Source organism: Leptolyngbya sp. O-77 (genome assembly GCF_001548395.1).
GTDB lineage: Bacteria > Cyanobacteriota > Cyanobacteriia > Elainellales > Elainellaceae > Thermoleptolyngbya.
Window position 1 is genome coordinate 1725366 of record NZ_AP017367.1, and the last position, 25192, is coordinate 1750557.

Here is a 25192-nt window from a genome sequence, read left to right on the forward strand (position 1 = left end):
AATCGATAGAGCCATCGGTGTAGACACGCACTTCTGGTCGAAGCCAGTAGCGCCTGTGCAACTTTCGATGTTGAATTGAGTGTACTCTGTTTTTGCGACAATCATATATATAAACTTATGATTCTGGATATAACGATAGTCTTATAGCTATGATTAACCCAACTCCCTGCCTTTCCCCGAAAGCCCTCTAAAGTGAGCGAATTCCTTGATGGACGGTTTTTTGAACCTGCATAAGCCCGCCGGACTAACTTCCCATGACTGCGTGGCGCGGGTGCGGCGATCGCTCAAACTAAAGCGCGTGGGGCATGGCGGCACGCTCGACCCGGCGGCCACGGGCGTATTGCCGATCGCCCTCGGTCGGGCGACGCGGCTGCTGCAATTTTTGCGGCAGGACAAGGCATATCGGGCGATCGCCCGCTTTGGGCTGACCACCACTACTGACGATCTAGAAGGCGAAATTCTCGCTCAAACCCCCGCCGCCCACCTCACCCGCGATCAGATCGAAGCACTGTTGCCCAAGTTTCTCGGCACAATTCAGCAAGTGCCGCCCGCCTACAGCGCCATCCAGATCGGCGGACAGCGGCTCTATGACCTGGCACGAGCAGGCGTTGCCGTAGACGTGCCTGTGCGAACCGTCGAGGTTTACCAGATCGACCTGCTCGACTGGCGACCGGGCGACTTTCCTGAAGCCGAACTGGCGATCGCCTGCGGAGCCGGAACCTACATCCGCTCGATCGCCCGCGACCTGGGCAATCTGCTGGGTACAGGCGGCACGCTGGCTAACCTGATTCGCACCCAGAGCCACGGATTTGACCTGGCAGACAGCCTGACGCTAGAAGATCTGGCGGCACAGGCCGAAGCGGGGATTTTTGAACCCATTCCGGCGGCGATCGCCCTCGCGCACCTGCCTGCCCTCACGCTGGCTCCACCTGACGCACTTCGCTGGACGCAGGGCCAGCCCATCGCCACAGACCCCGTGACCGACCTCGACGCACCGCTGCGAGTTCACGATAGCTGCAACAAGTTTCTGGGCATTGGCAAATTTCGCGCCACCCAGCAAGGCATTTGCCTGGTGCCGTGGGTGGTGCTAGCAGGACAGATGGACTAGCGCCGCTACACGTTGCCGTAGACCGGGATCACTGCCCCCCGCAAATCTTGCGCTGCTTCCGAAGCCAAAAAGCAGATCACCTGCCCCAGCGATTCTGGCTTCACCCACTGGGCGGCGTTTTCTGACCCCATCGCGGCTCGGTTTCCCGGCGTGTCGATGATGCTGGGTAGCACGATATTTGCCGTGATGCCCGTGCCTCGCGTCTCGTCGGCGATCGCCCGCGTCAGCGCCAGCACGCCCGCTTTGGAGGCGCAATAGGCCGCAAGCTGTGCGCCTGGCTCCACTGCACCCCGCGACCCCACCGTGACAATCCGCCCGTAATCTTGCTCCAGCATTCGTCGCAGACTGTGCTTACACACCAAAAACGTCGTGCCCAGGTTCAGGTCAAAATCGGCTTTCCACTGATCATAGGCATACGTATGAGTCGGGCCCATTGAAAATCCGCCGACGAGATGGATCGCCGCATCCACCCGCTGCATTCCGTCTAGCAACTGCTGCACCGACTGCTCATCGCCCAGATTCGCCGACACAAACCGAATCCGCGCCAAATCTGCCGGAGACAACAGCCCCTTCATCCGCTCCACTTCGCGGGCGCTCACATAGGGAATCGTGATCGACGCTGCACCCTGAGCCAGCAAAACGGGCGTTACGCCCTGTCCCAGCCCGCCTGTGCCACCCGTTAACAGCACTTCCTTACCCGTCAAATTCATAGACGCTTCTCGCTTAATGTTTATTAATGTTTCTTCTTTGATAATTTCCGAAACCTGCTGAAAAGCGTAGCGCCTCAAGATGACAGCAGGATTAAAATCGGAGATAGTGCATTAGCTCGGCAACCAGGCCCGGCGGCAAAGCAAGTCGCTGCTGAAAATCTGCCAGGTTTCGATAGGGGCCGTAGCGCTGGCGGTGGTGCAAAATTGCCCGTGCCAGAAACAGGTCTATGGCAGGAACGCGGATCAGAGCCTCTAGCGATGCAGTGTTGGGGTTGGTGGGCTGGAGGGCGCAAAGACTTTCGGGGTCATAGTAGCAAAATTGCAGCACGGGTTCTAGCGGGCGGAGGCGCTGCACAGGCAGGCTGAGGGCGGCGGCGATGTCTTCTAGGCAGTGAAGCTGAACGCCAGACTGGGTGAGGGCTGAGAGCGATCGCGCTTGGTGAATCGATAGCCCTGGTAGCCGCAGCCAGTCATCTACACTCGCCTGGTTCACGTCAATCGCTACGCCGAGCCGCGCCGCAAGCTGCAATTCCTCTACGGACTGAAAGCGGTAGTAGGGGTCTTTGGCCAGGCGCGATCGCAGCGCTTCCTGAGCGCTATTCCTCAAGCCCATCGACCACCAGTTTCCGCTCATTCGCTGCCTGCTGTCGGGTATTAGTCGGGTACTAGTCAATTTGATCGAGCAGCCGCCGCCGCTTTTGCTCAAATTCGTATTCAGAAATTAAGCCGTCCTGCCGCAGCCTGTCGAGCTGGCGCAGCGCATCGGCGATCGCCCCCACTTGGGCCGGGTCAATCCGGGGCGCAGCGGGCTGGGGTGGCAGCGGAGTGCCCCCGTTAAACGCGGCATCAAACGCAGTTTGCCCCTGCACCAGAAACCAGATTCCTTCAAATAGGCTGGCAATTCTGGGAATGCCGCTCCAAAAGAACAAAAGATAGGCAATGCCCCAGCCGCGCTGCCCCAGATAAAACTTGTGTAGTCCTGGAACGACGATACCAGCAAGGGCAAGCAGGATGGCAGTGCGGCGATTTCGGGGCGGATAGGTTTGGCTGAGCATTGCTGGGATTTGGGCGATCGCAGAGAACTCGCAGACTCCTAAAACCTCTCCATCATATCGATTCTGGCAGGCAGCGGACACAATTTCTGCCCACCTGCCTTCATCAAGTCTTTGCGGAATGCTCAAAAAGACTCTATACGATAGCGATGCTTTGGCCTATGCCTCGCCCCTGGAAATCGCCATAATATTGAGTAGCCATTGAGTAGCCCCCAACCCAATAGACTTAAACGGTCAGATTTTTTTGAGTCCCGTGCAAATTTCTGATCGTGTATCTCGTCTACATTTCTGTCCTCAGCAATTCCAGGACTTCTCTGAGGCCCTGACCATGCCCTAATCATGCCCTGACTATGCTCTGATGGAGGTCTGTCTTCGGTTCCCGCTCGTCTTGGTCAAATTATGGCGGCAAGATATAAAGGCAAGATCAGTATCCGGGGTAACGTAGTCCCCGTAAAAATACTGATGCCCTAGAGATTCGGCAGGACAAAATTGCGTCACAAACGGGTGTCTGCCGCCTCTTGGCTGTCTGAGTGGGGATTTGTTCTCCCAAGAAATACGGGTGGGAGGCTGCTATCCTTTACTAAGAGGTAACTCTGCGGCGTATCTAAACCAAGAGCGAACTCTAGGTTGATGGGCAACTCCGGTAGCCCAATCTCTGTCACTGGTGGTTGATTCAGGTGCATCTGAGCCTCATTAGGGTCAAACGAATTAGGGTCAAACGATAGGGAATAGGCACACAGTTACGCTGTGCTGCTGAGGTATATGTGATATCCGAACTTTGCTGAAGAGACGCACTTGAATGTCGCAGAGGTCTTTTTCACCCGACTGGCTGACGCAATTTACTGACCCCTACGCGGTGCTGGGGCTGTCGGTGACTGCGGATGAGCGGCGTGTTCTCAAGCGCTATCGGGCGATCGCCAAGCTGCTGCATCCCGACAGCTTTGCCCAGGCCGATGCCGCCAATCGCGAACTAGCCACTCAGCTATTTGCGCGATTGGTCAGCCCGACTTATCAAAAAATTAAACAAGACAAGGGGCGGGCCGAGCATCTAGCGCTGCTGCGGTTTCGGGTGCGCCGCATGAGCCGAGAGGAGCCGATGCATCCCCAGAGCGCGATCGCCCAGGCTCTCATCAAAACCTCTTTAGCCAACATTGACGTGTTTTATGAGCAGGCCGTCACCGACTTGGCTGCCAAGCAATACACGCCACTGGATCAGTTTGAGTCTGTCACCGAGCAGTTAGGCGAACTGAATCTGGTTTACCTGCGGCTCAAAATGGGTGAGCCAATCATTCGGGAAAAGCGCACAGGGATTGTTTCTACGGCTGCGCCCACGCCCGCTGCCTTTGCTCCTGCCCCACCCACCGACGAGGAGAAACCCGCCATTGACTATGCCCAGCGCCACTATCAGCGGGCACAGGAATATGTCCGCAAAAATAATCCGGGCTTGGCGGTGCGCGAGCTAAAGGATGCCATCAAAATTGACCCCAAAAAGAGCGAATATCATGCACTGCTGGCAGTGGCTTATTTGATGCAAGATCTGCCCACGATGGCCAAGGTTCACTGCCGTCAGGCGCTCAAGCTCAATCCAAAAGACCCCCTCGCGCTGCGCTATGCGCCCCGTCTCAATATTCCTCTCGAAGCGCCCGATGCGCCTGATTCAAAGCCTAGAACCCAGGGTGGTGGTCTGTTTGGGCTATTTGCCCGCAAGCGCTAAGTTCTGAATCTTTGAAATATCTCTGGAATAAGTCCTGCAAGACTGCCGAACTCGTGATTACTGAATTCGCTCGGTGTTGCCCGCTTTGACCCAGCCTTCGCTGCCGTCGTTCAGGCGCACCCGCAGCCACCCGCCGTCGGCGCTGGTTTCCAGCACAGTGATTTCCTGGTTATAGTCGATGCCGCCAATTTGCGCGGAGTCCAGGCCGGGGCCGTCTCGCAGCACAATCCCAACTGCCGGGAGAACGCGGGCAGTGTAGACCTCTCCAGACGCAGCAGCCTGGACAGGTGTGGTGTCTGGCGGTGGCACAGTACCATCCGCAGCGGGCACTGCACCTCCAGGGGGGGCGGTGTCGTTGGGGAAGACGGGTCGAGGCGGCAGTTCGGTGAGGCGGTTGATTAGATAGCGGGCCGCGCTGACCCCTGCAAAAAACAGGATGGCGATCGCCAGGGAAACCCCAATTACGCCTTGTGCCAGTCGTTGCAAACCCATAGTGCGACTCATCTTTGGAACTTGAAAATCTTTGGGGAAACTGTTCGAGTGGGACACTGTTCGACGGGAGACTGTTTGAGTGGGAAACTGTTCAAGGACGCTTGCAGGATACCTGAGCCAGTCAGAGGATGAACACAAAACCTCGCAGGAATTTAACAGCAAGGCTAGGAAGATTGGGACTGGGATCGCAGAAATAAACTGCCCTGGCGAGAGGCCAGGCGGGCCCGCCCTTCGGCGGCAAAGCGCTGGAGCTTTTCGATTTGCTCTTGGGCAGTCCGCGCTAGGGGAATCATCTGGCTGGCCGCCTCCAGCACGTCGTCGGTTGTAAAATCGCGCCCCTGGCTAAAGCCAAGATGCATCGCCTCGGTCAGGATTTGCTCAATCTCTGCCCCAGAGAATTCCGGCGTTTCATAGGCCAGCCGCTCTAGGTCGTAGCTTTGGAGGTTGTGCGGCCGTAGGCGCGTTAAGTGTACCTCAAAAATCGCTTTACGCTCTTCCTGGCTGGGCAGCCCCACAAAGAAAATCTCGTCAAATCGTCCCCGCCGCTTGATTTCGGGTGGCAGCGCCTCAATGTCGTTGGCGGTAGCGACCACAAACACGGGCGAAGTTTTTTCTGCGAGCCAGGTGATGAAGGTGCCAAAGACTCGGTTGCTGGTGCCAGAGTCGCCGCGTCCGTCCAGCCCAGCAAAGGCTTTGTCGATTTCGTCGATCCAAAGGACGCAGGGTGCCAGCGCCTCGGCAAGCTGAATCATCTGGCGGGTACGTGATTCGGACTCGCCCACCAGTCCAGCAAACAGGCGGCCCACGTCTAGCCGCAGCAGAGGCAGGTGCCAGTGATGGGCGATCGCCTTTGCGGTTAGCGATTTGCCCGTGCCTTGGATGCCAACTAGCAGCAGCCCGCGGGGGTGCGGCAATCCGTACTGTCGCGCTTTTTCAGAAAACGCGCCGCCGCGCCGTAGCAGCCAGTCTTTGAGGTTATCCAGCCCACCAATGTCGGAAATGCGCTCGGTGGCGGGATAAAAATCGAGAATCTGCGTCTGGCGAATGGTCTGCCGCTTTTCTTCGAGGATCAGATCTACGTCTTCGGCTTGCAGTTCGCCGTGGGTGGCGATCGCCCGCGCCAGCACCCGCCGAATCCGCTCCATCGACAACCCTTGGCAGGAACGCACCAGATCATCCAAGACCCGGCTATCGAGCGATCGCCCGGTCGCCATCGTCAGGCGCTCCAGTTCTTGCCGGATTTCGCTAGCGGTGGGCAACGGAAAATCCAGCACCGTCAGCACGTCGCTGAGGTCATCGGGAATCGTCACCTGCGGGGAAATCAGCACAATATTTTTGGGCTGAGACTTGAGCAATCGCGCCAGATTTTTGAGCTTGCGGGCAACGGCAACATCGTCTAGAAAGCGATGAAAATCTCGCAGCACAAAGACGGCGGCGACGGTCGGCGGCAGCTTTTCAACCAACTCTAGTGCCTGCACGGGATTGCGTTTACCAGAGCCAGCATCGTTGGGGTTGCCCTGATAGCCATCGACAAAATCCCACACATAGAAGGAGCGGTTGCCCTGCTTGGCGCATTGGGCGATCGCCCCTTCCACGCGCTCCTCTTCGCGAGTCGGCACGTAGATCAGCGGGTAGCGGGCCCGCAGCAGCAGTTCAAACTCTTCTGCAAAACTCATGCCTCGGCCAACCCCCTTCGTTTCATCTGCTGCACTCAGTTCAGCATTTGCTTTTTCAGGGCTTCTAGCGATGCCCATCGATGATCGACATTCACCGTCGGCACGGGCAACTCATCGCTTAGCTCAATACCTGCACACTTGGGGTCGCAGAGCTTGCGCGGAGGAATTTCCAGACAAAGCTGCTCGTAGAGCCACTGATCCGGCTCAAAATAGCCCCGCGGTGGCAGCGACTCAATCAGCCCCTCCGTCGAGCTTAAATCCTGATCAAACAAATCCTCTTCGGCTGTGGGAGCCGTCTCTTGCAGCCAGATTATTTCCGACACGTCGATCGAGAGGCGATGGTTATACTGCTGCAAACAGCGATCGCACGTCAGGGTCACAATTGCCTCCGCCTTTGCAGACACGTCCAGATAGTTGCCCTTGTGCATCACGCGAATCGTGCCCTGCACGGGCATTAAGGTATCCAGGTCGGGCAAGTGATCCTGCACCTCGATCGTTTCAGTCTGCTCAACCGCTCTCAGCAGTTGAGGAATATGAATTGCCTGCATCATAGCCGCCTCCTCTCGCACTCATTGCGATTGACGCTACGGAAAGAATAACCCGTTCTCAGTCCTGGCACTGTAGCCTAGGCCGCCCCACCCAAGAGGATCGGCTCATCAAGCAACTGCCAACCAGAAGCAACTGCCAGCCAGCCGCATTGACCCGGCTACTTTCGACGCACCACCAGACGGCGATCGGGTTCCTGACCACGACTGGAGGTTTCCAGATCCTCATAGCCTTTAAGAAAGGTGTGTACCTGTCGCCGCTCAGCCGCCGACAGCGCCACCATCTCAAACTCTTCCCCCGTTTCGCGCACCTTTGCCGCCGCCGCTTCGGCCAGGGCCAGCAACTCCGCCTGACGGCGATCGCGATATCCGTCTAGCTCCACCGTAAACGGCTGCTGCTCACCCTCTGGCTTGCCCATGTTCAGCGTGGTGTTGAGCAAATACTGGATCGAGTCCAGCACCTCGCCGCGATCGCCCTGCAACGCCTGAATTTGCTCGGTCGAGAGCGCATCCGACGAGATCGTCAGCCAGCAGCTTTCATCCTCACGAATGGCCACACCGTCAGCCTCCACAGTGGCCGACAACCGAGCCAGACTCAACAGCTGATTTAGCCACTCGCGACCTTGCTGCTGTTGCTCCACGCTTGCCATCCGCTATCCCGCCTTTTTCTTAGAACGTCCCGGCTCAAATGGCAGCGCCTTCCGCCCGCTCTCTCCACTCGACTGCTTCTCCTGCTCGTCCAGAATCTTTTGCAGATTCTCCGGCAGCGGCTCTCGCGACAAAATAAAGGTTTGCAGTGTCTGGAAGAGGTTGGCAATCACCATATACATCAACACACCCGCAGGCAGGGGGAAAAATAGAAACATCCCCGAAAACAATACTGGTGTTAGCTTATTCACCGTATCTTGCTGAGGATTGTTGCTGGGCCCCTGACCCGACAGAAGCTGGTTCACATACAGGCTCAGACCAAAGAAAATGATCATGCCTACGATGTCCCAATGAATCGTGCCGTCGGCATCCCTCGCACCCACGCGACCCAGTTTGTCGATAAACAAAAAGCCCTTATTCGCCGCCAAGCCCTGCACCGTGCCCTGAATCGTGACATCCCCCGGCTTAATGGCCTGAATGTTACCGTCTTCGTCAATCTGGATATTTTCAGCGCCCTTGGTCACCTTCCAAACCGGATCAATTACTGTGTCGGGATACTCTGCCAGCACGTCCCGCAGTGGCTTACCCTCGGTGGTCTGGAAATCGATGCGAGTTTTTTCGCCCACTGCTAGACGAGTTCCGCCTGGAACAACCGCCGCCACTGGCACATGCACCCCATCAGAAACGTAGATATTCTGAGGATTCGTGAGGTAGGCCTGGGGCTGAATCTGCTCAATTTGCTCCTGCGGCAGAATTTGCAGATTCACGTTGTAGTTTACATCAGAGAATGGCGACCCCCGCAGCGTGGCAAACAGGGCAAACAGAATCGGCATCTGTACGAGAACGGGCAAGCAGCCCGACAGGGGATTGCCAAACTCTTTGTAAACTTTGCCCATTTCCTCCTGCTGCTTAGCAGGATCGTCCTTGTAGCGCTCCTGAATTTCCTTAACCCGCTTTTGCATTACCGGGTTGGCAACCCGCATCCGGCGCATATTGCGGATTGACCCGGCGCTGAGCGGATACAGCGCAAATCGAATCACCAGGGTCAGAGCCACAATAGCCAGCCCATAACTTGGCACGATCCCGTAGAAGAAATCCAGGATCGGCAACATGACGTTGTTGGAGAGAAAACCGACACCAAAATCCATGTGCTTGTGGGTACCTTGTGGCTCTGAACGTTTACGGCGTGACTAAATCTGGCAAGAAACCAGCTAGCTCCTCGATGCTGGGCTTCGCTGGACACAACCAGACATCACCAGACATCATTGTACGCTGCAAAACCGGTTGATTGCAGCAGAATTGAGTGTCTGGTTATCGGGTTAGTTATCGGGTTAAACGTCTGGCTGCGATCGCCCTAGTTTGTACCCGCCTTCAGATCAGCATTAGATCAGCGAGAGAAGCAGAATAGCTAAACCGAAGCTGGGACTCAAACAGGTAGACTTAAACTCTGGATAGATCCACTGAGTCTCACAGGTCTAACAGTCCAGCTCTAGGTGCTGGCTTTTTTAGAAGCCTTGGCTGCGATTCGCTCGCTGATGTAGTTGGCAACTTCTCGGAACTTGGGCATGGCGCGTAGCTCCAGACGGCTACCGTCTTTTAGCGTAATAACCATATCTCCCCAACTGCCCAGCCCGCGAGGTACGGCAATCACGCTCGCCATTTCGGAATAGATGACATCCGAGCGATCGCGCCCCATCCATCCACCCGTCACGGAAACCCGTCGGTCAGTGATGCGGTAGCGCAGCCAAATGGCGCGAACGATCGCCCCCACCGTCAGCGGCAGGCACACCACCGTTAGCCCTAGCAGGCAGTTGAGGATCAAATCCCCAATATGGGGGCCGCCTTCATAGTACACATCTTCCCGAATGCCCATCGAACACCTCGGCCTCTATCAGCAACTGCTTTAATTCTTGCAGAATTTCTTTATAGTTGCACTTTATCGCGACGGGTTGCACGATGACGACAATCATCCAGCCTGTCGCAAACTCAGGCAGCATCTCGCGCAGAGCTGCCCGGATGCGTCGCTTGATGCGATTGCGAACCACAGCTCGCTTGCTGACCTTGGTGCTGACCGTGATGCCAATGCGCGTGGGCGATCGCCCTGGCTTTTCTGCATCTTGAGCAGAACTAGAACCATCGGAATCGGGCAAACGCGGCTTCCCCTGACGAACCGGAAACTGCCGCAATGCTCTTAGCGTAAAGTTTCGAGTGCTGCGCCTCACGCCAGCCTGATAAACCTTGCTGAATTCTTGCCGACGCTTGAGTCGATGGACTTTCGGGAGAGCCACAACACATCTATTCTGTACGCCAATCTATACGCCAATGAGTCCATAAGCCTATCTATTCCAATCAGTCCCTACGCAAACAAGCTAGCTCCAGGCAAACTGGTGGCTAGCTCGACCCCCTATCTGAACGGGACGCAGACAGAAACTAGGAAACAGACAGACGAACCCGACCCTTACGACGGCGTGCCTTTAGCACTCGTTGCCCGTTTTTGGTACGCATCCGTGCGCGAAAGCCAGAGGTGCGGCGGCGCTTACGAGAGGTTCCACCCAAAGTACGTTTCGTCATAATTTAGCTCTCCAACCGTTGCAGAAGGGGATGATACAGAATGTGAACTGCGAAAGCCACGGTCTACTATCGTATCACTCGCTGAATAACACAGGACAGCAGCAAAAGAAAAAACCCCGAAGGCGAACCTCCAGGGCTTGAATCAGGGTGCATCTACCATTCGTTTCTACGTCCGAGGATAGAGAGCATCCGGAGAGGTTAAGCAACTTCTGGAGAACTTCATCTCTTCTTCAGGCTGGCTCTCTACGCTTCACAAGTAATGAGGCTCAAGTGGCACAGGCTTAAGCGGCTCTCCGGTCTTAGCCTCCCCAGTCATCGCGAGGAACCTTCGACTAGAGGAACCCTTGACTAGCGGTTCCTAGCGGCTTGTGCCGGATCAGCCAGGGTTCTGAGGACTGCAACGGCCTGCGATCGCGTCATGCCGGGTCGAAGCTGCGGATGGTAGAGCATCCGAATCAGCGTGCGATCGATTTCGGCATACTCGGTCACATCCGTCCAGCCCTGATAGAAAATGCTGTTGGGATAGCGATTGGAGTCGCGCATCAAGCCCAAGACCTGAGTCAGTTCTTCCCGCAGCAGGTGGCTCCGCTCTCGCTGCGTGACGCGGTTTGTGTTGGTAATCAAAATTCGGGCGTAGTTAATGACGCTACTATTCCAGCGCACCCAGAAAAAGCCTAGATTTCCCGGCACATAGTTGGGTTCTAGCTGGCGAAACTGGCTCTCTGGCGCGTAGATAATCTCGACATTGGGATTGCGGTCGTCGCGGACGAGCTGCACGCCACTGCCGTTGAGTAGCTCGTTCAATTCTTGCATCACCTGGCGAATCGTCGCGTCATCCTCCGCAGTACGGGTTCCCGTGACGCGAATTCTCAGGTTTGTATTCCATCTACGAATTAGCGGTGCGTTATTTCCCCATTCCGAGCCAAGCGCGACTTCCGTGAAGTAATCAATGTCTGCTTGCGTGATGGCTAGTGGGGCTGGCCCAGGGTTTAGAATCGCACCCACGCGATCGCCAATGGCACTAATCCCACCCACGATGCGATCCACCAGTCCTGGCGAATCAGGGGGCTGGGGGCTGGGTAGGGGCTGGTTCACCGCAGGGTTCGCCGTTCCCTGGGTGATGTCGCGCTGCCCCTGCTGATCGACCACGACTTCACGCGAATAGCGCGGGAGATTGGTCTGCCCATTGGTTGGCACTCTGACAGGCGGCACGGGTTGGACAGACGGATTATATGCAGGCAGATCAGACGTGGGGCTGGGCAAATCGCCGCGATTGGGCGCACTCGCTTCTGGGCGGGTTCCAGGACGCATCAGCGCCCCAGAGGACGGGTCGTAGATCGGCGCATCGGCCGCGGCATTCTGGAAGCCTGCGGCTTGCTGGGCGGGGGGTTGCGGTGCAGCAGGCGAAGAGGCGATCGCCCCAGTCCCGTCTGTCAAGCGCACCAAATCGCCTCGCACCCAGCCCTCAGCGCCATTGCCCAGCCGCACCTGATACCAGGTAAACCCGTCACTCCCAGCCGATTCTTGCAAGACCAGCACGGGCATATTGGGCATACCCGTAGACACCACGCTAGACTGCACCCCAGGGCCGCTGCGGATATTGATCCAGGCTTGTGGGTCGCGGGCGCTGAGTACGCCGGGTCTGCCCGTGGCGGCGGCTGTGGCGGTGCTGCTGAGCAGGTGAATACCCGGTTGTGCGGTGGGTTCGTACCCCTGAGAACCAAAGGCTTGTGTAACACCAAGCGCTGCCAGACTAAGGGCCGCCAAACTAAGAGGAAATGGAATGTTCATGAATCGCTTCCGAAGCAACGTGAGGGAACAGGCCGAACAATGCGAGGCAGATGCGGTTTGCGAATCAAGCTGCTGGCGACGCGAGAGGTGGGGCGATCGCCATGCTGCAAGCCCCCCCCAATTCACTCGATGGATGCGCGGTTTGGTGCGCTTTCTGAGCGGTCTCTAACAAGATGTCTTAAAGATGTCTTATGACAGGACTGTAGACCGGGACAGCGGGTTCCTGATTCCAAAAGAATAGAGAAGCGGCCGATTAAAGTGAGCGATTCACGGAAGATTCCACAGAAATTTGGCGGCAGCCACTCAGTTCCACACACTCAGTTCCCCACTATTATTCCCTATAACCTTCCAAGAATCGGTTTGCAAGATAGGTTTTAGCCAGACGAGATAGGGCATATTTTTGCTTCTTGGCAACCATTGTTAAATCGGCTCTGACATTTTATTGTACTTTTGTACTATAAAAACCGTGCGGAGATCCATCCCAAATGCCATCAACGGGAAGGCTGCCCTAAGCTAGGATCGGGATATGTCGCGGTCGGTGACCAACTGATCAGCTTGAGCCATCTTCATTCAGGCGTTTTTTAGGCATTCTTTTAGGCGTTCTTTCTTTTAGGCATTGGTGCAAAGGGGAAAAATCGGTGAAACCAAGGCTCAGCCTTTGCATGATTGTGCGAGACGAGGCGGAACGGCTGGGGCGCTGTTTGCAGAGCGTGGCGACTGTGGCTGACGAGCTGATCGTGGTCGATACAGGCTCGGTGGATGACACCGTGGCGATCGCCCAATCCTTTGGGGCAAAGGTCTTTTCTACCCCCTGGCAAAACGATTTTGCGATCGCCCGCAACGAGTCGCTGCGCCACGCCACGGGCGACTGGGTGCTGGTGCTGGATGCCGACGAGACGCTGGTGGCAGATTGCGTACCGATGATGCAGCAGGCGATGCAGCGCGACGAAACGCTGGTCATCAACCTGCTGCGGCAGGAGGTGGGCGCGGTGCAGTCGCCCTATTCGCTGGTGTCGCGGCTGTTTCGGCGGCATCCAGCCCTGACCTTTGCGCGGCCCTATCACGCCACGATCGACGATGCAGTGGCGGCGCTGCGGCAGCAGGAACCGGGCTGGGGTATTGTGGACTTGCCGCAGGTGGCGATTTTGCACGATGGGTATGATCCCGTGGCGATCGCCCGCCGCGACAAGCTAGAAAAAGCGCGAACCGTTATGGAGGGCTACTGGAAAGTCCACCCCGACGACCCCTACGAGTGCAGCAAGCTGGGGGCGCTGTATGTGCAAATGGGCGAGGTGGAGCGCGGCATCCAGCTTTTGCAGCAGGGGCTAAAATCGCCCTTGTTGAAAGCGTCGCAGACGGATGCGCCCGTGCGCTACGAGCTGCACTATCACCTGGGCATTGCCTTCACCCGGCTGAATCAGCTAGAGCAAGCCGCACAGCAGTATCAGGCCGCGCTGCAACAGCCCGTGCTAGAGCCGCTGAAGCTGGGAGCCTACAACAATTTGGGCAGCCTGTGCAAAACCACGGGCGATCTGGCCACTGCCCGCCAGCTTTATGAACGCTGCCTCGCCATCGACCCCAACTTTGCCGCCGGACACTACAACCTGGGCACGACGCTGCGGGCGCTGGGACAAATTACCAACGCAGTAGCGCACTATCAGGCGGCGATTCGGCTCCAGCCCGACCACGCCGAAGCCCACCAAAACCTCGGCGTGGCGCTGATCAAGCTGGGCCAGGTGGAATCGGGGCTGGCCTCCTTTGGGCGGGCGATCGCCCTGCATTCTCAGAGCAACCCAGAGCAGGCGGAGCGGCTGCGCCAGGGCCTCAAGGAAATGGGGTTTGCGATTTAGCCACAGGTTGCTAGCTCAACGAGCGATCGCTCGGTGTGTGCTGCACCAGCCAGAGGTGGATCAAAATCATGGCGATCGCCAGCGGCAGCATTAGCACCGGAATGCTCTCTAGGCTGGTAGCATCGGCAATCCAGCCTGCGCTGGTGGGAATCACCGCCACGCCAAAGCTGGCCGCGCTGGTCGCAAAACTAATGCCGCCGGGGACGAGTTCCGCAGGTAGTCGCTGGGGAACCAGCCAGATCGTCGCTGGAAAGATCGCCGCCAACGCCAACCCGATCATTGGCAGGCTGAGCCACTGATCCGGCAATTGCCACCAGGCAAATAGCCCAATCAGCAGCAGCGTCAGCGACAGGCTGATCATCCGCACTGCCCCCACCCGCCGCAAACAATAGTCCAAACCAAACCGCCCCACCGTCAGCCCCAGCCAGTAGGCCGCCACGCCATAGCCCGCCGCCATTGCAGGCATATTACGCCCGACGGATTGCACCGTGTACGCCCAGTTGCCGATCGCTGCTTCCGTGCCCACATACACCAGCAGCAGCAGCCCCGTCAGCAGCACCGCCGGATGCCGCAGCGATCGCCCCAGATTTTGCGCCGCACTTGCTCCCTCGGAAGTGGCCACACCTCGAAGATGCATCGGTGGATAGCGAATCACCAACACCGCCAGCAGCGCCACAATCAGCAGCCCCACAATTCCCGTCAGCACGCCATACACCTGTCGCCAGGTCACGCCCATCGCCAGCAGCGTCGTGGCGATCGCCGGGCCCGACAGCGCCCCCACGCCATAGAATCCGTGCAGCGTGCCGATTAGCGATGCGCCGCGTTCGTCCTGCACGATGTAGGTGTTCACGCCTGCGTCGATCAGCCCGATGCCCAGCCCCAGCAGCGTGCCCGCCGCCACCATCAGCGCCCATATCGGCGCGGTGGCATAAATCGCCAGCGCCAGCGTCAGCGTGCCCGCCGCCATCAGCAGCATCCGCGCCAGCCCCAGCCAACTGCTGATCAGGCTGCTGGTAAACGCCGCAAAAATGTAGCCCGTAATCTGGCTGACGAATAGCAGCGTGACGCTGGCAGGGGTCAAATTGTATTCTGTAAGAATCGATGGCAGCAGCACCCCCAGCCCGCCCTCAGCAATGCCAATGGCGATAAAGGCATAAAAGGCGATCGCCACCCCAATCCAGCGCGGAGACGGTTTAGAAGACAGTTGCGCCATGAGAGATTCTGAAAAGAGAGGGGTGTAGAACTCAGGCGGGAGAAATTTGGATCAGCAGGGCCGCTTTAGCAGCCGGGCAAAGCCTCCGGAGCATCCACAATCCTGGAAGCCCAGCCCAGCGCTCAACATGAACCCTCAAATTCCAATCCCTGCTCCTCTGCTGCCCAAGCACTTCCGGCATTGTGACGCAACTCGATAAGTCTCTGCTTAAGGCCTGCTTAAAGGAAAGGTAAGACTGAGTGTCCAAGACAGCGCTTGGTATGACAAAGCTGTTCTAAGACAGGTCTAAGACAGATGGTTATTGAACGGGTCAATCCTCTGCTAGCCTTTACTCTCGCGCATTTGGCGCACAAACTGCTCAAACAGATAGTCTGCATCGTGGGGGCCGGGGCTGGCTTCGGGGTGATATTGCACCGAGAACATGGGCAAGGTTTTGTGGCGCAGCCCGGCCACCGTGCGATCGTTCAGGTTCAGGTGGGTGATTTCTACGTCAGCGTCGGGAAGCGACTCCTGGGCGATCGCAAAGCCGTGATTCTGGCTGGTAATTTCCACCTTTTGCCGCAAGCCCGCGGGCTGGTTTAGCCCGCGATGGCCAAACTTGAGCTTGAAAGATTCGCCACCCATCGACAGACCCAGAATCTGGTGGCCCATGCAGATGCCAAAGACGGGCTTCTGGGCCTTGAGCAAAGCTTTGGTGGTTTCAATGCCGTCGGTGTTGGCGGCGGGGTCGCCGGGCCCGTTGGACAGGAAAATGCCGTCCGGGTTGTAGCTCAGGATGGTTTCGGGGGGCGTGTCGGCGGGCACCACAATGACTCGACAGCCGTAGCTGGCCAGCCGCCGCAGGATGTTGCGCTTGATGCCAAAGTCGATCGCGACCACGGTCAGCGGCTCTGCCGATTGTGAAACCCCTTCGCTAAATTCCCACTCTGGCGGGGTCGGCTCGTTCCATTCGTAAATTTCCGTCGTGGTCACGTCTTTGACCAGGTTCAGCCCGGCCATGCTGGGGGCTTCCTGCACCTGCATCAGCAACTCTGCTGGGTCGAGAATTTCGGTAGAGATGCCGCCGTTCATCGCGCCGACGGAGCGCAGCTTGCGGGTGAGGGCGCGGGTGTCGATGCCGTAGATGCCGGGGATGTGGTGCTGCTTGAGGTAGTCGGGGAGAGACTGGGTGGAGCGCCAGTTGCTAGGGCGGGAGCAAATATTGCGGGCGATCGCCCCCTTCACCTGGGGCCCCGCCGATTCCTCATCCTCCGGGTTCACGCCCGTATTGCCCAGTTCGGGATAGGTAAAGGTGACAATCTGCCCGCGATAGCTGGGATCGGTCAAGACTTCTTGATATCCCGTCATGCCCGTGTTGAACACTACCTCGCCGATGCTGGTGCCCGACGCGCCAAAAGAAAATCCGCGAAACACCGTGCCATCCGCCAACACCAGCAGCGCCGGGGGAGCCGTTACCAAACCCATATCCCTTCTCCCAAACAAGACCGAAATTCCAGCAAATCATACACCGGGATCATCGGTTTGTGATAATCGCTGCAAAATGATTGATGCTGCATTGATGCTGCAATTTGAGACTGCTTTGGAGATATTTGAGACTACTTTGGAGATAAACGAAACAGGAGGTAAACCAAACAACCACCGCGCTGCCCAAAAGCGGTTCAGCAATAACACCCAAGCTGATTTAGCCCTCTGAAGACAAAGTGACCGGGATATCCTTCATGCCGTGTGCCAGTTGCATCTTCTCGTACTCCCGCGCTTGCTCTTCAGTCACATCTTCTTTTCGCTCCCCAGCAGACAGCCCGAACCAAACACCCACCAAGTCATTGTCACATTTGTAGCCATTTGCAGTGAAGTAGTAAAAATTCATCTCCTCCTCGTTAAAGTAGCAAACCTTTGTAATAAGAAATGCAGCGGGGTTAGGGGTATCGAGATCTTTTTCTAGGACTAGAAAATGCTTCATGTCTTCCTTGACTCTTTACAAAATTCCCACAGGACTTACGCACTTGCGATAAGCTCTATTGGGTCTTGGAGGATTTCTCGCAGGCGCCGCCCCCAAGAAATCCTCCAACAGCGTAAGTCCTATCCCAGAATAGCCCAAGCATGTCTCCAAAGCGCCCCTCAAACATCGCAGCTCATGCAGGTAGCCCCCCCAAAGCGCTACAGCACCTTTAACAGATTTTTGCGATGACGATGATAGCGGCTGGCGGCCCAGGGCAATGCCCATAAAGCCCCCACAGAATCATGCCAGACAGCCCCAGCATGACGCTGCTGAAGATGAACTGGAAAAACACCGCTAGCGAAATGCCCCGCGCGGCGCTGGCAACCGAGTCGGCGCGAGCAGCAGAATCTTTGAACAGACTGACCAATAGGAAAATAACTCCCCCCAAATAGGGCAGCGCTCCTGCCCAGCCCAGCGTGAAGAAAATGTCGAGAATGGCGCTGTCTAGCACAATCATTTCCAGCTTGCCGTTGCGCTCATTCACAATCCACGTACTGCCCATGCCGCGCCCCAAGACTCGCGTAATGGCCACGTTGAAATCGCGGTCGTGGTTTCGAGAGCGATCGCGGAAACTCTGGTCGCGGGCGAGGTTAGAAATCGACTCAACCCGTTCGCTAATGACCTCGTCAAACGGCTCCATCACCGTCAGCGGCGTGACGCACAGCACCAGCACCAAAATCGTGACCACCAGCCGCATTTGATACTTGGGCGTGGTAGACGCAAAGGCCGCCAGCAGCCCCGCCCACCCCAGCCGCCCCAGGCCCGAACGCACCATACTGAGCAGAATCGACAGGTAGCCGCTGACGGCTGCGGGAATGCCCAATACGCTGCGCTCAGAAAACAGCAGCAGCAGCCCTGCCATCATCACCACGGCAAACGGGCCAGGCGAGTGCATGGTACTCCAGACCCGGATTTCAAACGGCTCTGGTTTGCCAAAGCTGACGAGCTTGGTGCGAATCAGCCAAAAACCGTCCCACGGCGGCGCAACCATAAACTGGTAGATGCCGTAGAGACCTGTGAGCAAGACACACCAGAGAAATACGCGCTGGACGTTTCTGCGGTAGCTGGGATAATCGTGCCAGTTTGCAAACAGGTGAAAGCCAAATAAGATGGGGCAAATCCAGTCCAGGAAGGAACGGATCACCGCAAGCGGTGGATTATCGAGAATGAGTCCGATCAGAAAGGCATAGACCACGCTGGCGATCGCCAGCACAAAGGGCAGTCCACCCATTTTCGGCGTGCGGGGCAGATAGCGCACTAGCGTTAGCACACTGACGAACGTGACCAGGTAAGGCGCAAGCAGAATCACGCCCTTTTCGTCCCAAAAGCTGTTGTAGTCGCTGATGCGCCGGAGGAGGGGCGTGAGGAACCAGATCCACCAGGCAAACCCAACGTAGAGCAGCGGATAGCGGAAGTAGAGCAACACCGCCACCAGCAGCGCCGAGGCTGGAAAAAACAGCCGCACCAAACCGCCTGCCCCAACTAGCGCCCCCAGCGTGGCAATGCTAAACACTCCGGCGATCGCAATCCATCCGGGTAGGGACTGGTTGCCAGTCGGCTGTGGACTCGAAATGACTTCCATGCGTTTAAGACGGCGAATAAAACAGCGAAACTCTAAAGCACAAGAGACCCCTCAGTCAGCGCCTCAAACGCTTAAAGCAGTTACTCAAGGCACAGCCAAACCCAAAATCCAAACCCCTCTTCCTACCCTCTCAGTCCCCATTCCTGTCCTCCAACCCCTGCCTTGGGCCCCCGCTTCCGGCTGGCCCACCAGGTTTGAATGCCCTGCCATCGCCCTTGCATGGCTGCCGCCCACTGACGCATGGCCAAGTCGCGCTGCTGGGGAACATATCGGACTAGCTGGGCCAGCCCAAAGGCATCCCGATGCCCCAGCAGCAGGGCATAGAGCAGGAATATTGCCTGCTGCACAGGTGAAAAGTGTTCCAGCAGGGCTAGAGTTTCGTTGTGAACCGCGTTTTGGCGGGCGATCGCGCTGAACTGGTGGCGCTGGTCTTCGTCATGCCGGGGGGCGGGGTAGTGATCGACCAACACGGCTGGATCATAAACTAACCGCCAGCCGTCGCGCCGCAGCGCCAGACTCATGGCCAGTTCAAAATGAGCCTGGGCCCCCGTGCCGCGCATTCGGGTATCGAACGGTCGATGGGCGATCGCCGTTCGGCGGAAGCTCATGTTCACGCCTTTGAGAATATCGACCTCTCGCGCTGCGCCCATGCCCAGATGATGATTGCCAATGGGCCGACCAAACCATTGCAGCTTTCCCACGGTGCAGGGTCGTCCGGCCAGAGATTCGGGCAAGTGCTGGATGCGATCGCGCCCGCCCAGCCCGCCCAGGTGAGGATCGGCCAGGAAATGCTGCTCGATGCGAGCCAGCCAGTCCGGGTGAGGCGCAGCGTCGTCGTCTGTAAAACAAATCACGTCTCCCTGGGCAGCTTCCAGGCCCCGGTTCATTGCCGCCACTACACCCGGAGCAACCACGCTTATGGTTTGCAGCGGCAACCCCGGTGGCACACTCGTTTCCAAAAACTCCCAGGTGTTTCGATCCGTATCGCGCACCACCACGATCACCTCATCAGGCGATCGCGCTTGCTGGGCCAGGGCCGCCAGACAGCGCCGCAGGTCGTCAGCGCGGCAGTAGGTGGGAATGATGACGGTGAGTTTCATGGTCGGCAGTTTGGGGATGATCAGCAGCGACAGGGCAGCACATCGCGTCAAACAAGTCCAGATATTGCTGAGCCATTCCGTCCCAGGTGTGGGCTTCGGCGCGACGGCGGGCTGCAAGCCCCATGTGCGATCGCCGCGTGGGGTCAGCAATCAGCGCGTTCAGCGTTTGGGCCAGCTGATCCACATCGTTGGGGTCGGGCAGCACCACGCCGCAATCGGGGGTGACGATTTCTGCGCCGCCCGTGGTTGCCGCAGTCACCACAGGCAACCCGGTGGCCAGGGCTTCTAGCAGCACGAGCGAACAGGCTTCGTAGCGGGATGGAAAAATGAACAGATCGACAGCTTTCATCAGGTCTTTGAGGTCGCGGCGATAGCCCAAAAAATGAACGCGATCGCCAACGCCGAGTCCCTCTGCCAGTTTGGGATAGGGGCTGCCCTCTGTGTCGCCTGCGACTGCCAAATGCAAAGCTGAAACCTGAGTCAGAGCGTGCAGCACAGTATCCAGGTTTTTTCTAGGGGTTTTAATATCTCCAGCAAATAGTCCCAACGGCACTTCTGCGGGTAGGTTCCACAAATCGCGACTGACCTTGCCGGGTGAAAACTCTACCGTATCGACCCCATTCAAGATGAGCCGAATCTTTTCTTCTGGCACTCCAATACTTAATAGGCTTTGTTTGACCTGCTGAGAAACTGCAATCAGAAGCCCAGAGCGACGAAACGCCCGCTTTTCCCAATGGGCATTGAGTGCCGTATAGAGCCGCTGATATAGCCCCCGCAGACCAGAGGTGTGATTGGCGGGCGATTCCCGCAGGGATCGCTTCGCAAATCGCAGCCAGTCATGGTGGACAAAATGCACGGCATTGATGTCTGCCGGAAAATCAGTAATCGCGCCATTGAGCTTGACCAAATCGAACTCAACGGCGTGCTTTGCCAACCAGCGCCGACTCTGCCAGGAAAACATCAAGTTTCTCAGCAACTCGGTCGGCAGACCATTGACCGGAATCGCCACACCCAAGCTAATCCCTGGATGCTGCACCAGGTCTGGCGCAACCTCGCTGGCCAGCAGCGTCACCCCAATGCCCCCGCCGCCAGCGCGTGCTGCACAACCGCATAGTTGACGCGCCCCTGCCCGTCCCCTTTCAACACTCGATGCGTGACAATGCAAAGTTTCACTCGCGCTGCCTCCAAGAATGCTAACTAAAGCGGCAAATAGCGGTGTTTAATGCAGCCGTAGAGTTCGCCGCCGCGCCAGCAGCCTTCCATCAGCACCTTACACAACAAAGCGCGATCGCGCAGCGAACCGATCAGGCGAACTGGAAACAGGGCAACCGTTTTGGCAATCGACTTCCAACTCAAAATTTGGGGCATTCCCCGGTCTCGATGTTTTTGATAAAGGAACGGCTCAGTGTATCCAAACTTGAAGGCTCGACGACACACGCTCCGAATACTGCCGCGCAGCCGAAAGTGAACAATCGCATCAGGCGCATAGCTCAGCTTAAATCCAGCCTGCTGAACGCGCCAGGAATAGTCCACATCTTGAAGTCGCAGCAGCGTTTCATCAAACCCGCCTACCGCTTCATGAACAACGCGACGAATTCCCAAATTACACCCGCTGGCAAACTTTAGGTATCCCGATTCAAACAGCTTCAGTCCGCTTTCATAACCGTAGGCCCGCACTAGCCACGGTTCATTCAGCCGCCAATACTCCATATATCCCCCCACCAAATCAGACTTTTCCAGAGCTGCGACCATCGCGGCAACCCAGCCCGCACCTACCTCATCATCTCCATCGCAAAACAGCAAAAACTCGCCGCGTGCTGCTGCTGCTGCCATGTTACGGGCATGGGCGCTGCCGCCGATTCGGGAAGCATCCAATACACGCAGATTGGGGAGGCGATCGCCAAACTGTTCCGCAATTGCCACGGTTGCATCTGTAGAGCCATTGTCTGCCACGATCACTTCCCACGGCTCTGCATACTGTTGGGCTGCCAAGGCCTCAAGTTGTATCGCAAGGGTAGACGCATTGTTTAGGCAGGGGATGATCACGCTAACTTTCATGGCCAGAATTCGTGAGTAGGGTAGATGCTTAAGAGTAAATCTTTCAAAACAGGCAGAGGCTTTGGACTCAGCAGGAGCTAATGAGTAGTGTGATCAAAGGTGTTTTGAATGCTCTGAGAGATCTGGTCGACTCAACTTGATCGAGGCTCAGAAAGTGATCTGAATCGTCTTAGTGCGATCGCTCTATTAGCACCAACGAACACACCAGGCTCAACAGCAGCGCAACCAGAGTTCTCAAACTAAAAAACCGACCCCTGAACGATTGGAACAGGTGAAGTCGCGCTTCTGAAGGACGGTTTGCTAACAACAGCCCGATCCCCAATGTGGTTTGGGCATGTAGCAGCAACTTCTTGAAATGAAATCTAAATGGGCGAAGATTATGGTCTTGAACAAAGCGCTGGTAGCAGAAGATTTCTACTTTGGCTTTAGAAATCTTGGCAGGGCCGTTTCGTCGTCCACTCAAAAATGTATCGGCGTTTGAATGTTCCCGATGGTAAACCAGCTTGTCTGCAAGGTAGTAGGCGGCCTGCCCGTCTTTGCAGCACAGGTACGTGATGTAAAGATCATACATCCTACCTACTCCAGGTGAAATACTAGCCCAATCTATCGACTCTCTGCGAATCACGGCACCTGCGACACTGGGAATAGATTTATAAACCAAGCCGATTTCTATAAAGGGTTGATATAGTCCGCTTTGGAGGCGATCGCGTCGATAGTTTTTTGTCGTCTTTCGAGTAACTTGAACATTAATATCCCCTGATTCATCAGTTATAAACTGATCGCAAAATGCAATCGTTGCCTCAGGATATTGCTCTAATGCTGGAACCAGATTCTCTAAAAAACGGGCATCCCACTCATCATCATCATGTAAGAATGAAAGGTATTTCCCACGTGCCAAGCTGACTGCCTTCATGGCATTTCCAAACAGTCCCAGATTGGTTTCGTTGCGCCAAAATCGAATTCGAGAGTCGCAGAATGAATCGATCAGGGCCTGAGGATTTTCGGGACTGCAATTATCAGAAACAATAATTTCAATATTCCTATAAGACTGCTGCAATGCACTTTGAATAGCCACCCGCAAAAAATCTGGGCGATTGTAGGTTGGCATAATAACGCTCACAAGTGCATTTTGGTCAGTCATGGTTCATTGATTGAAGGAGGCTTGCAAGAAGACTGGGCTAAATTACATTGCAATCGTCTTGAAATTTCACGATGCCTGCTGAATTTGGTAGTATCTCCAGAAGCGATCGCGCCGATCAATCAGTTCTCGATAGCCACCCTGCTCGACAATTCTTCCTTGTTCTAGCACCACAATTTTGTCTGCGCCTGAAATGGTCGAGAGCCGATGGGCGATCGCCAACACGGTTCGGCCCACCGAAAGCTTCTCCAACGCTTCCTGAATCAGTCTTTCAGATACCGAATCCAGAGCGCTGGTGGCCTCGTCCAGAATCAGAATTTCAGGGTTTCGTAACAAGGCGCGGGCGATCGCAATTCGCTGGCGCTGCCCACCCGATAGCCGAATGCCGCGATCGCCCAGCGTGGTTTCAAACCCCTCCGGCATCTCTAGAATAAACTCCAGCGCATTTGCCAACCGTGCGGCTTCATACACTTCGGTATCAGTCGCGTGTTCTGAACCATAGGTAATGTTGCTCCGCACAGACGCATTGAAAATAAACGTATCTTGACTCACAATCGCCAACCGATGGCGAACGGAATCGATCTCGAACTCTCGTAGATCAACCCCATCTAAAAACACCCGCCCAGCAGTCGGATCATAGAAGCGAGAAATCAAATCTGCTAGCGTAGATTTGCCAGAACCCGATGCCCCAACCAGGGCCGTAGTCTTGCCTTTTTCGATGCAAAGATTGATATCTTTTAACACCAGATGATCGGGGTCATAGCCAAAATCGACATCTACAAACTCAATCGCATGAGATAACCCTGGAAAAGTGCGCGTACCGTTTTCAAAAAATTGCTTGCCTTCGTCGCTCAAGAGCCGCTTGATATTTTCTACAGACCCCATCATGGTGCTGAGATGAGAGAACACCCCCAGCAAGTCCTGACTGTAGGGAACCATGCGAAACAGAATGAATAAAAACGTTAGCAAGGACGCAACGGGCATAATGCGATTGGTGAGCGCCAGGATGATCATGCCCACTAGCACAAACGTAGCCGAGGCTTCTGCAAGAGGACGCACCAGACAAGACAAGCGATAGACCGTTTTCCATTCCTGAACAAGTCCTGAACTGGCCTGATAAAACCGCCGTCGTTCAAAATTTTGAGTGGAAAAGGCTTGCACAGTGCGGATTCCATTAATAAATTCAACTGCAATAGAAGTCAGTCGTCCGCTGGCTTGAGAGGTTCTGGTGCTGCGCCGCCGTACCCGTTTGTTCAGCTTAGAAAACCCAAAGGCTAGCCCGCCAAAGAGGAAAATTGAGATTAGCGAAAGTTGCCAGGATAATAGAAGAATGGCGATCGCATATACCAGCAGCGTAAAGGCACGAGTCATTAGAAACGACATCGCCCCAAACGCATTTCTAATCCGCTCCATCTCGCTGGTTAAGATGTCTACCAGTTCTCCTGATCGCGTTTGAGAGAAGTAGCTGAGACGCTGGGATTGGAGCTGCTCAAACACCCGCTTGCGGAGCCGATCAATGAGGGTGACTTCACTCGTCAGCGTGTAATATTGCGCCAGATAATTGAACACAGCCCGGATGCAAGTCGCGGCCACAATCAGCCCTGACACGCGATAAAGCCGCTGGTTAACTGGGGCGTTAATGCTCAATATCCAAACGTCAAACCATTCAATTCTGGTTTGAACAGGCGGTGCCTCCGGTGAGGTAAGGCTTTGCAAAAATGCCAGCAAAAAACCCAGCCCAAACCCTTCTGTAACGGATGCCAAAAGCGCAAAGCAAACTGCGGCGATCGCCAGCCAGCGAAAGCTTTTGAATTCCCTCAAGATCAGGTAGTTTTCTTGCCAAAACTGAGTTGCTCTGAGGGGCTTGCGAACAAGTTGCAGCAGCTTTAGAAACATAGATTGAGCAATGAAACGGCTTAATTATTCAGGATCTCGATTCCGTCGT

General features: G+C 56.1%; 24 protein-coding genes. 3 read left to right on the forward strand and 21 right to left on the reverse strand.

All coding sequences use genetic code 11. The annotated features are described in order from the left end of the window. Positions 1-208 precede the first annotated feature (208 nt). The gene (gene truB, locus O77CONTIG1_RS07355) at positions 209-1108 is read left to right on the forward strand and encodes a tRNA pseudouridine(55) synthase TruB (RefSeq protein WP_068509333.1); all 900 of its coding nucleotides are present in this window, start codon (positions 209-211) and stop codon (positions 1106-1108) included. Positions 1109-1113: 5 nt separating this feature from the next. Here the strand turns inward: truB and fabG are convergent, their stop codons facing one another. The 3 genes from fabG to O77CONTIG1_RS07370 form a co-directional block, all read right to left on the reverse strand. Then, on the reverse strand, positions 1114-1818 hold the full coding sequence (gene fabG, locus O77CONTIG1_RS07360; protein WP_286132592.1) for a 3-oxoacyl-ACP reductase FabG: 705 nt from the start codon (positions 1816-1818) through the stop codon (positions 1114-1116). A 91-nt stretch (positions 1819-1909) separates the two neighbouring features. Continuing rightward, positions 1910-2452: a ComEA family DNA-binding protein gene (locus O77CONTIG1_RS07365; RefSeq protein WP_068509336.1), complete on the reverse strand. Its 543-nt coding sequence runs from the start codon at positions 2450-2452 to the stop codon at positions 1910-1912. A 31-nt stretch (positions 2453-2483) separates the two neighbouring features. Then, positions 2484-2999 (reverse strand): NINE protein, encoded by a 516-nt coding sequence (locus O77CONTIG1_RS07370; RefSeq protein ID WP_286132593.1) that lies wholly within the window; start codon positions 2997-2999, stop codon positions 2484-2486. Positions 3000-3669: 670 nt separating this feature from the next. Between O77CONTIG1_RS07370 and O77CONTIG1_RS07375 the strand changes: the two genes are divergently transcribed. Then, entirely contained in the window at positions 3670-4584 is a 915-nt protein-coding gene (locus O77CONTIG1_RS07375) for a J domain-containing protein (RefSeq protein WP_068509341.1), read from the forward strand. A 57-nt stretch (positions 4585-4641) separates the two neighbouring features. Here the strand turns inward: O77CONTIG1_RS07375 and O77CONTIG1_RS07380 are convergent, their stop codons facing one another. From O77CONTIG1_RS07380 to O77CONTIG1_RS07415, 9 genes are all read right to left on the reverse strand, one after another. Then, entirely contained in the window at positions 4642-5076 is a 435-nt protein-coding gene (locus O77CONTIG1_RS07380; protein WP_068509343.1) for an SH3 domain-containing protein, read from the reverse strand. A 164-nt stretch (positions 5077-5240) separates the two neighbouring features. Then, entirely contained in the window at positions 5241-6752 is a 1512-nt protein-coding gene (locus tag O77CONTIG1_RS07385) for an AAA family ATPase (RefSeq protein WP_068509345.1), read from the reverse strand. 35 nt (positions 6753-6787) lie between these two features. Continuing rightward, positions 6788-7303, reverse strand: coding sequence for a YceD family protein (locus tag O77CONTIG1_RS07390; RefSeq protein WP_286132594.1), 516 nt, complete (start codon positions 7301-7303; stop codon positions 6788-6790). Between the two features lie 155 nt (positions 7304-7458). After that, complete coding sequence (locus tag O77CONTIG1_RS07395; protein WP_068509347.1) at positions 7459-7947, reverse strand: protein jag; 489 nt, start codon at positions 7945-7947, stop codon at positions 7459-7461. 3 nt (positions 7948-7950) lie between these two features. Further along, positions 7951-9093, reverse strand: a complete 1143-nt coding sequence (gene yidC, locus O77CONTIG1_RS07400) for a membrane protein insertase YidC (RefSeq protein WP_068509349.1) — start codon at positions 9091-9093, stop codon at positions 7951-7953. Positions 9094-9434: 341 nt separating this feature from the next. Next, complete coding sequence (locus O77CONTIG1_RS07405; RefSeq protein WP_068509351.1) at positions 9435-9818, reverse strand: PH domain-containing protein; 384 nt, start codon at positions 9816-9818, stop codon at positions 9435-9437. Further along, a complete protein-coding gene (gene rnpA, locus O77CONTIG1_RS07410; protein ID WP_068509353.1) occupies positions 9790-10233 on the reverse strand; it encodes a ribonuclease P protein component in 444 nt (147 codons plus the stop codon). The genes O77CONTIG1_RS07405 and rnpA overlap by 29 nt, the downstream gene beginning before the upstream one ends. A 142-nt stretch (positions 10234-10375) precedes the next feature. Further along, complete coding sequence (rpmH, locus tag O77CONTIG1_RS23365; protein WP_084782327.1) at positions 10376-10516, reverse strand: 50S ribosomal protein L34; 141 nt, start codon at positions 10514-10516, stop codon at positions 10376-10378. Positions 10517-10864: 348 nt separating this feature from the next. After that, positions 10865-12307, reverse strand: coding sequence for a DUF2927 domain-containing protein (locus tag O77CONTIG1_RS07415; RefSeq protein ID WP_084782330.1), 1443 nt, complete (start codon positions 12305-12307; stop codon positions 10865-10867). A gap of 662 nt (positions 12308-12969) precedes the next feature. Here O77CONTIG1_RS07415 and O77CONTIG1_RS07420 point away from each other — a divergent pair. Beyond that, complete coding sequence (locus O77CONTIG1_RS07420) at positions 12970-14157, forward strand: glycosyltransferase family 2 protein (protein ID WP_068509357.1); 1188 nt, start codon at positions 12970-12972, stop codon at positions 14155-14157. 10 nt (positions 14158-14167) lie between these two features. Here the strand turns inward: O77CONTIG1_RS07420 and O77CONTIG1_RS07425 are convergent, their stop codons facing one another. From O77CONTIG1_RS07425 to hepA, 9 genes are all read right to left on the reverse strand, one after another. Next, complete coding sequence (locus O77CONTIG1_RS07425) at positions 14168-15370, reverse strand: MFS transporter (protein WP_068509359.1); 1203 nt, start codon at positions 15368-15370, stop codon at positions 14168-14170. Between the two features lie 321 nt (positions 15371-15691). Beyond that, entirely contained in the window at positions 15692-16834 is a 1143-nt protein-coding gene (carA, locus tag O77CONTIG1_RS07430) for a glutamine-hydrolyzing carbamoyl-phosphate synthase small subunit (RefSeq protein ID WP_068509361.1), read from the reverse strand. A 217-nt stretch (positions 16835-17051) separates the two neighbouring features. After that, on the reverse strand, positions 17052-17330 hold the full coding sequence (locus O77CONTIG1_RS07435) for a hypothetical protein (RefSeq protein WP_068509363.1): 279 nt from the start codon (positions 17328-17330) through the stop codon (positions 17052-17054). Positions 17331-17538: 208 nt separating this feature from the next. Further along, a complete protein-coding gene (locus O77CONTIG1_RS07440; RefSeq protein ID WP_197673344.1) occupies positions 17539-18951 on the reverse strand; it encodes an O-antigen ligase domain-containing protein in 1413 nt (470 codons plus the stop codon). Positions 18952-19073: 122 nt separating this feature from the next. Continuing rightward, positions 19074-20051, reverse strand: a complete 978-nt coding sequence (locus O77CONTIG1_RS07445; RefSeq protein ID WP_068509370.1) for a glycosyltransferase family 2 protein — start codon at positions 20049-20051, stop codon at positions 19074-19076. Next, a complete protein-coding gene (locus O77CONTIG1_RS07450) occupies positions 20011-21123 on the reverse strand; it encodes a glycosyltransferase family 4 protein (protein WP_197673345.1) in 1113 nt (370 codons plus the stop codon). Before O77CONTIG1_RS07450 ends, O77CONTIG1_RS07445 begins: the two co-directional genes overlap by 41 nt. Positions 21124-21248: 125 nt before the next feature. Further along, complete coding sequence (locus tag O77CONTIG1_RS07455) at positions 21249-22043, reverse strand: glycosyltransferase (protein ID WP_286132596.1); 795 nt, start codon at positions 22041-22043, stop codon at positions 21249-21251. Between the two features lie 235 nt (positions 22044-22278). Continuing rightward, the gene (locus O77CONTIG1_RS07460; RefSeq protein ID WP_068509373.1) at positions 22279-23250 is read right to left on the reverse strand and encodes a glycosyltransferase family 2 protein; all 972 of its coding nucleotides are present in this window, start codon (positions 23248-23250) and stop codon (positions 22279-22281) included. A gap of 66 nt (positions 23251-23316) precedes the next feature. After that, positions 23317-25143, reverse strand: coding sequence for a heterocyst formation ABC transporter subunit HepA (hepA, locus tag O77CONTIG1_RS07465; RefSeq protein ID WP_068509375.1), 1827 nt, complete (start codon positions 25141-25143; stop codon positions 23317-23319). Positions 25144-25192 lie beyond the last annotated feature (49 nt).

Coding starts and splice junctions, on each gene's coding strand:
- truB (WP_068509333.1), top strand. CDS start 209: ATGGACGGTTTTTTGAACCTGCATAAGCCCGCCGGACTAACTTCCCAT.
- fabG (WP_286132592.1), bottom strand. CDS start 1,818: ATGAATTTGACGGGTAAGGAAGTGCTGTTAACGGGTGGCACAGGCGGG.
- O77CONTIG1_RS07365 (WP_068509336.1), bottom strand. CDS start 2,452: ATGAGCGGAAACTGGTGGTCGATGGGCTTGAGGAATAGCGCTCAGGAA.
- O77CONTIG1_RS07375 (WP_068509341.1), top strand. CDS start 3,670: ATGTCGCAGAGGTCTTTTTCACCCGACTGGCTGACGCAATTTACTGAC.
- O77CONTIG1_RS07380 (WP_068509343.1), bottom strand. CDS start 5,076: ATGGGTTTGCAACGACTGGCACAAGGCGTAATTGGGGTTTCCCTGGCG.
- O77CONTIG1_RS07385 (WP_068509345.1), bottom strand. CDS start 6,752: ATGAGTTTTGCAGAAGAGTTTGAACTGCTGCTGCGGGCCCGCTACCCG.
- O77CONTIG1_RS07390 (WP_286132594.1), bottom strand. CDS start 7,303: ATGATGCAGGCAATTCATATTCCTCAACTGCTGAGAGCGGTTGAGCAG.
- O77CONTIG1_RS07395 (WP_068509347.1), bottom strand. CDS start 7,947: ATGGCAAGCGTGGAGCAACAGCAGCAAGGTCGCGAGTGGCTAAATCAG.
- yidC (WP_068509349.1), bottom strand. CDS start 9,093: ATGGATTTTGGTGTCGGTTTTCTCTCCAACAACGTCATGTTGCCGATC.
- O77CONTIG1_RS07405 (WP_068509351.1), bottom strand. CDS start 9,818: ATGGGCATTCGGGAAGATGTGTACTATGAAGGCGGCCCCCATATTGGG.
- rpmH (WP_084782327.1), bottom strand. CDS start 10,516: ATGACGAAACGTACTTTGGGTGGAACCTCTCGTAAGCGCCGCCGCACC.
- O77CONTIG1_RS07415 (WP_084782330.1), bottom strand. CDS start 12,307: ATGAACATTCCATTTCCTCTTAGTTTGGCGGCCCTTAGTCTGGCAGCG.
- O77CONTIG1_RS07420 (WP_068509357.1), top strand. CDS start 12,970: ATGATTGTGCGAGACGAGGCGGAACGGCTGGGGCGCTGTTTGCAGAGC.
- O77CONTIG1_RS07425 (WP_068509359.1), bottom strand. CDS start 15,370: ATGGCGCAACTGTCTTCTAAACCGTCTCCGCGCTGGATTGGGGTGGCG.
- carA (WP_068509361.1), bottom strand. CDS start 16,834: ATGGGTTTGGTAACGGCTCCCCCGGCGCTGCTGGTGTTGGCGGATGGC.
- O77CONTIG1_RS07435 (WP_068509363.1), bottom strand. CDS start 17,330: ATGAAGCATTTTCTAGTCCTAGAAAAAGATCTCGATACCCCTAACCCC.
- O77CONTIG1_RS07440 (WP_197673344.1), bottom strand. CDS start 18,951: ATGGAAGTCATTTCGAGTCCACAGCCGACTGGCAACCAGTCCCTACCC.
- O77CONTIG1_RS07445 (WP_068509370.1), bottom strand. CDS start 20,051: ATGAAACTCACCGTCATCATTCCCACCTACTGCCGCGCTGACGACCTG.
- O77CONTIG1_RS07460 (WP_068509373.1), bottom strand. CDS start 23,250: ATGACTGACCAAAATGCACTTGTGAGCGTTATTATGCCAACCTACAAT.
- hepA (WP_068509375.1), bottom strand. CDS start 25,143: ATGTTTCTAAAGCTGCTGCAACTTGTTCGCAAGCCCCTCAGAGCAACT.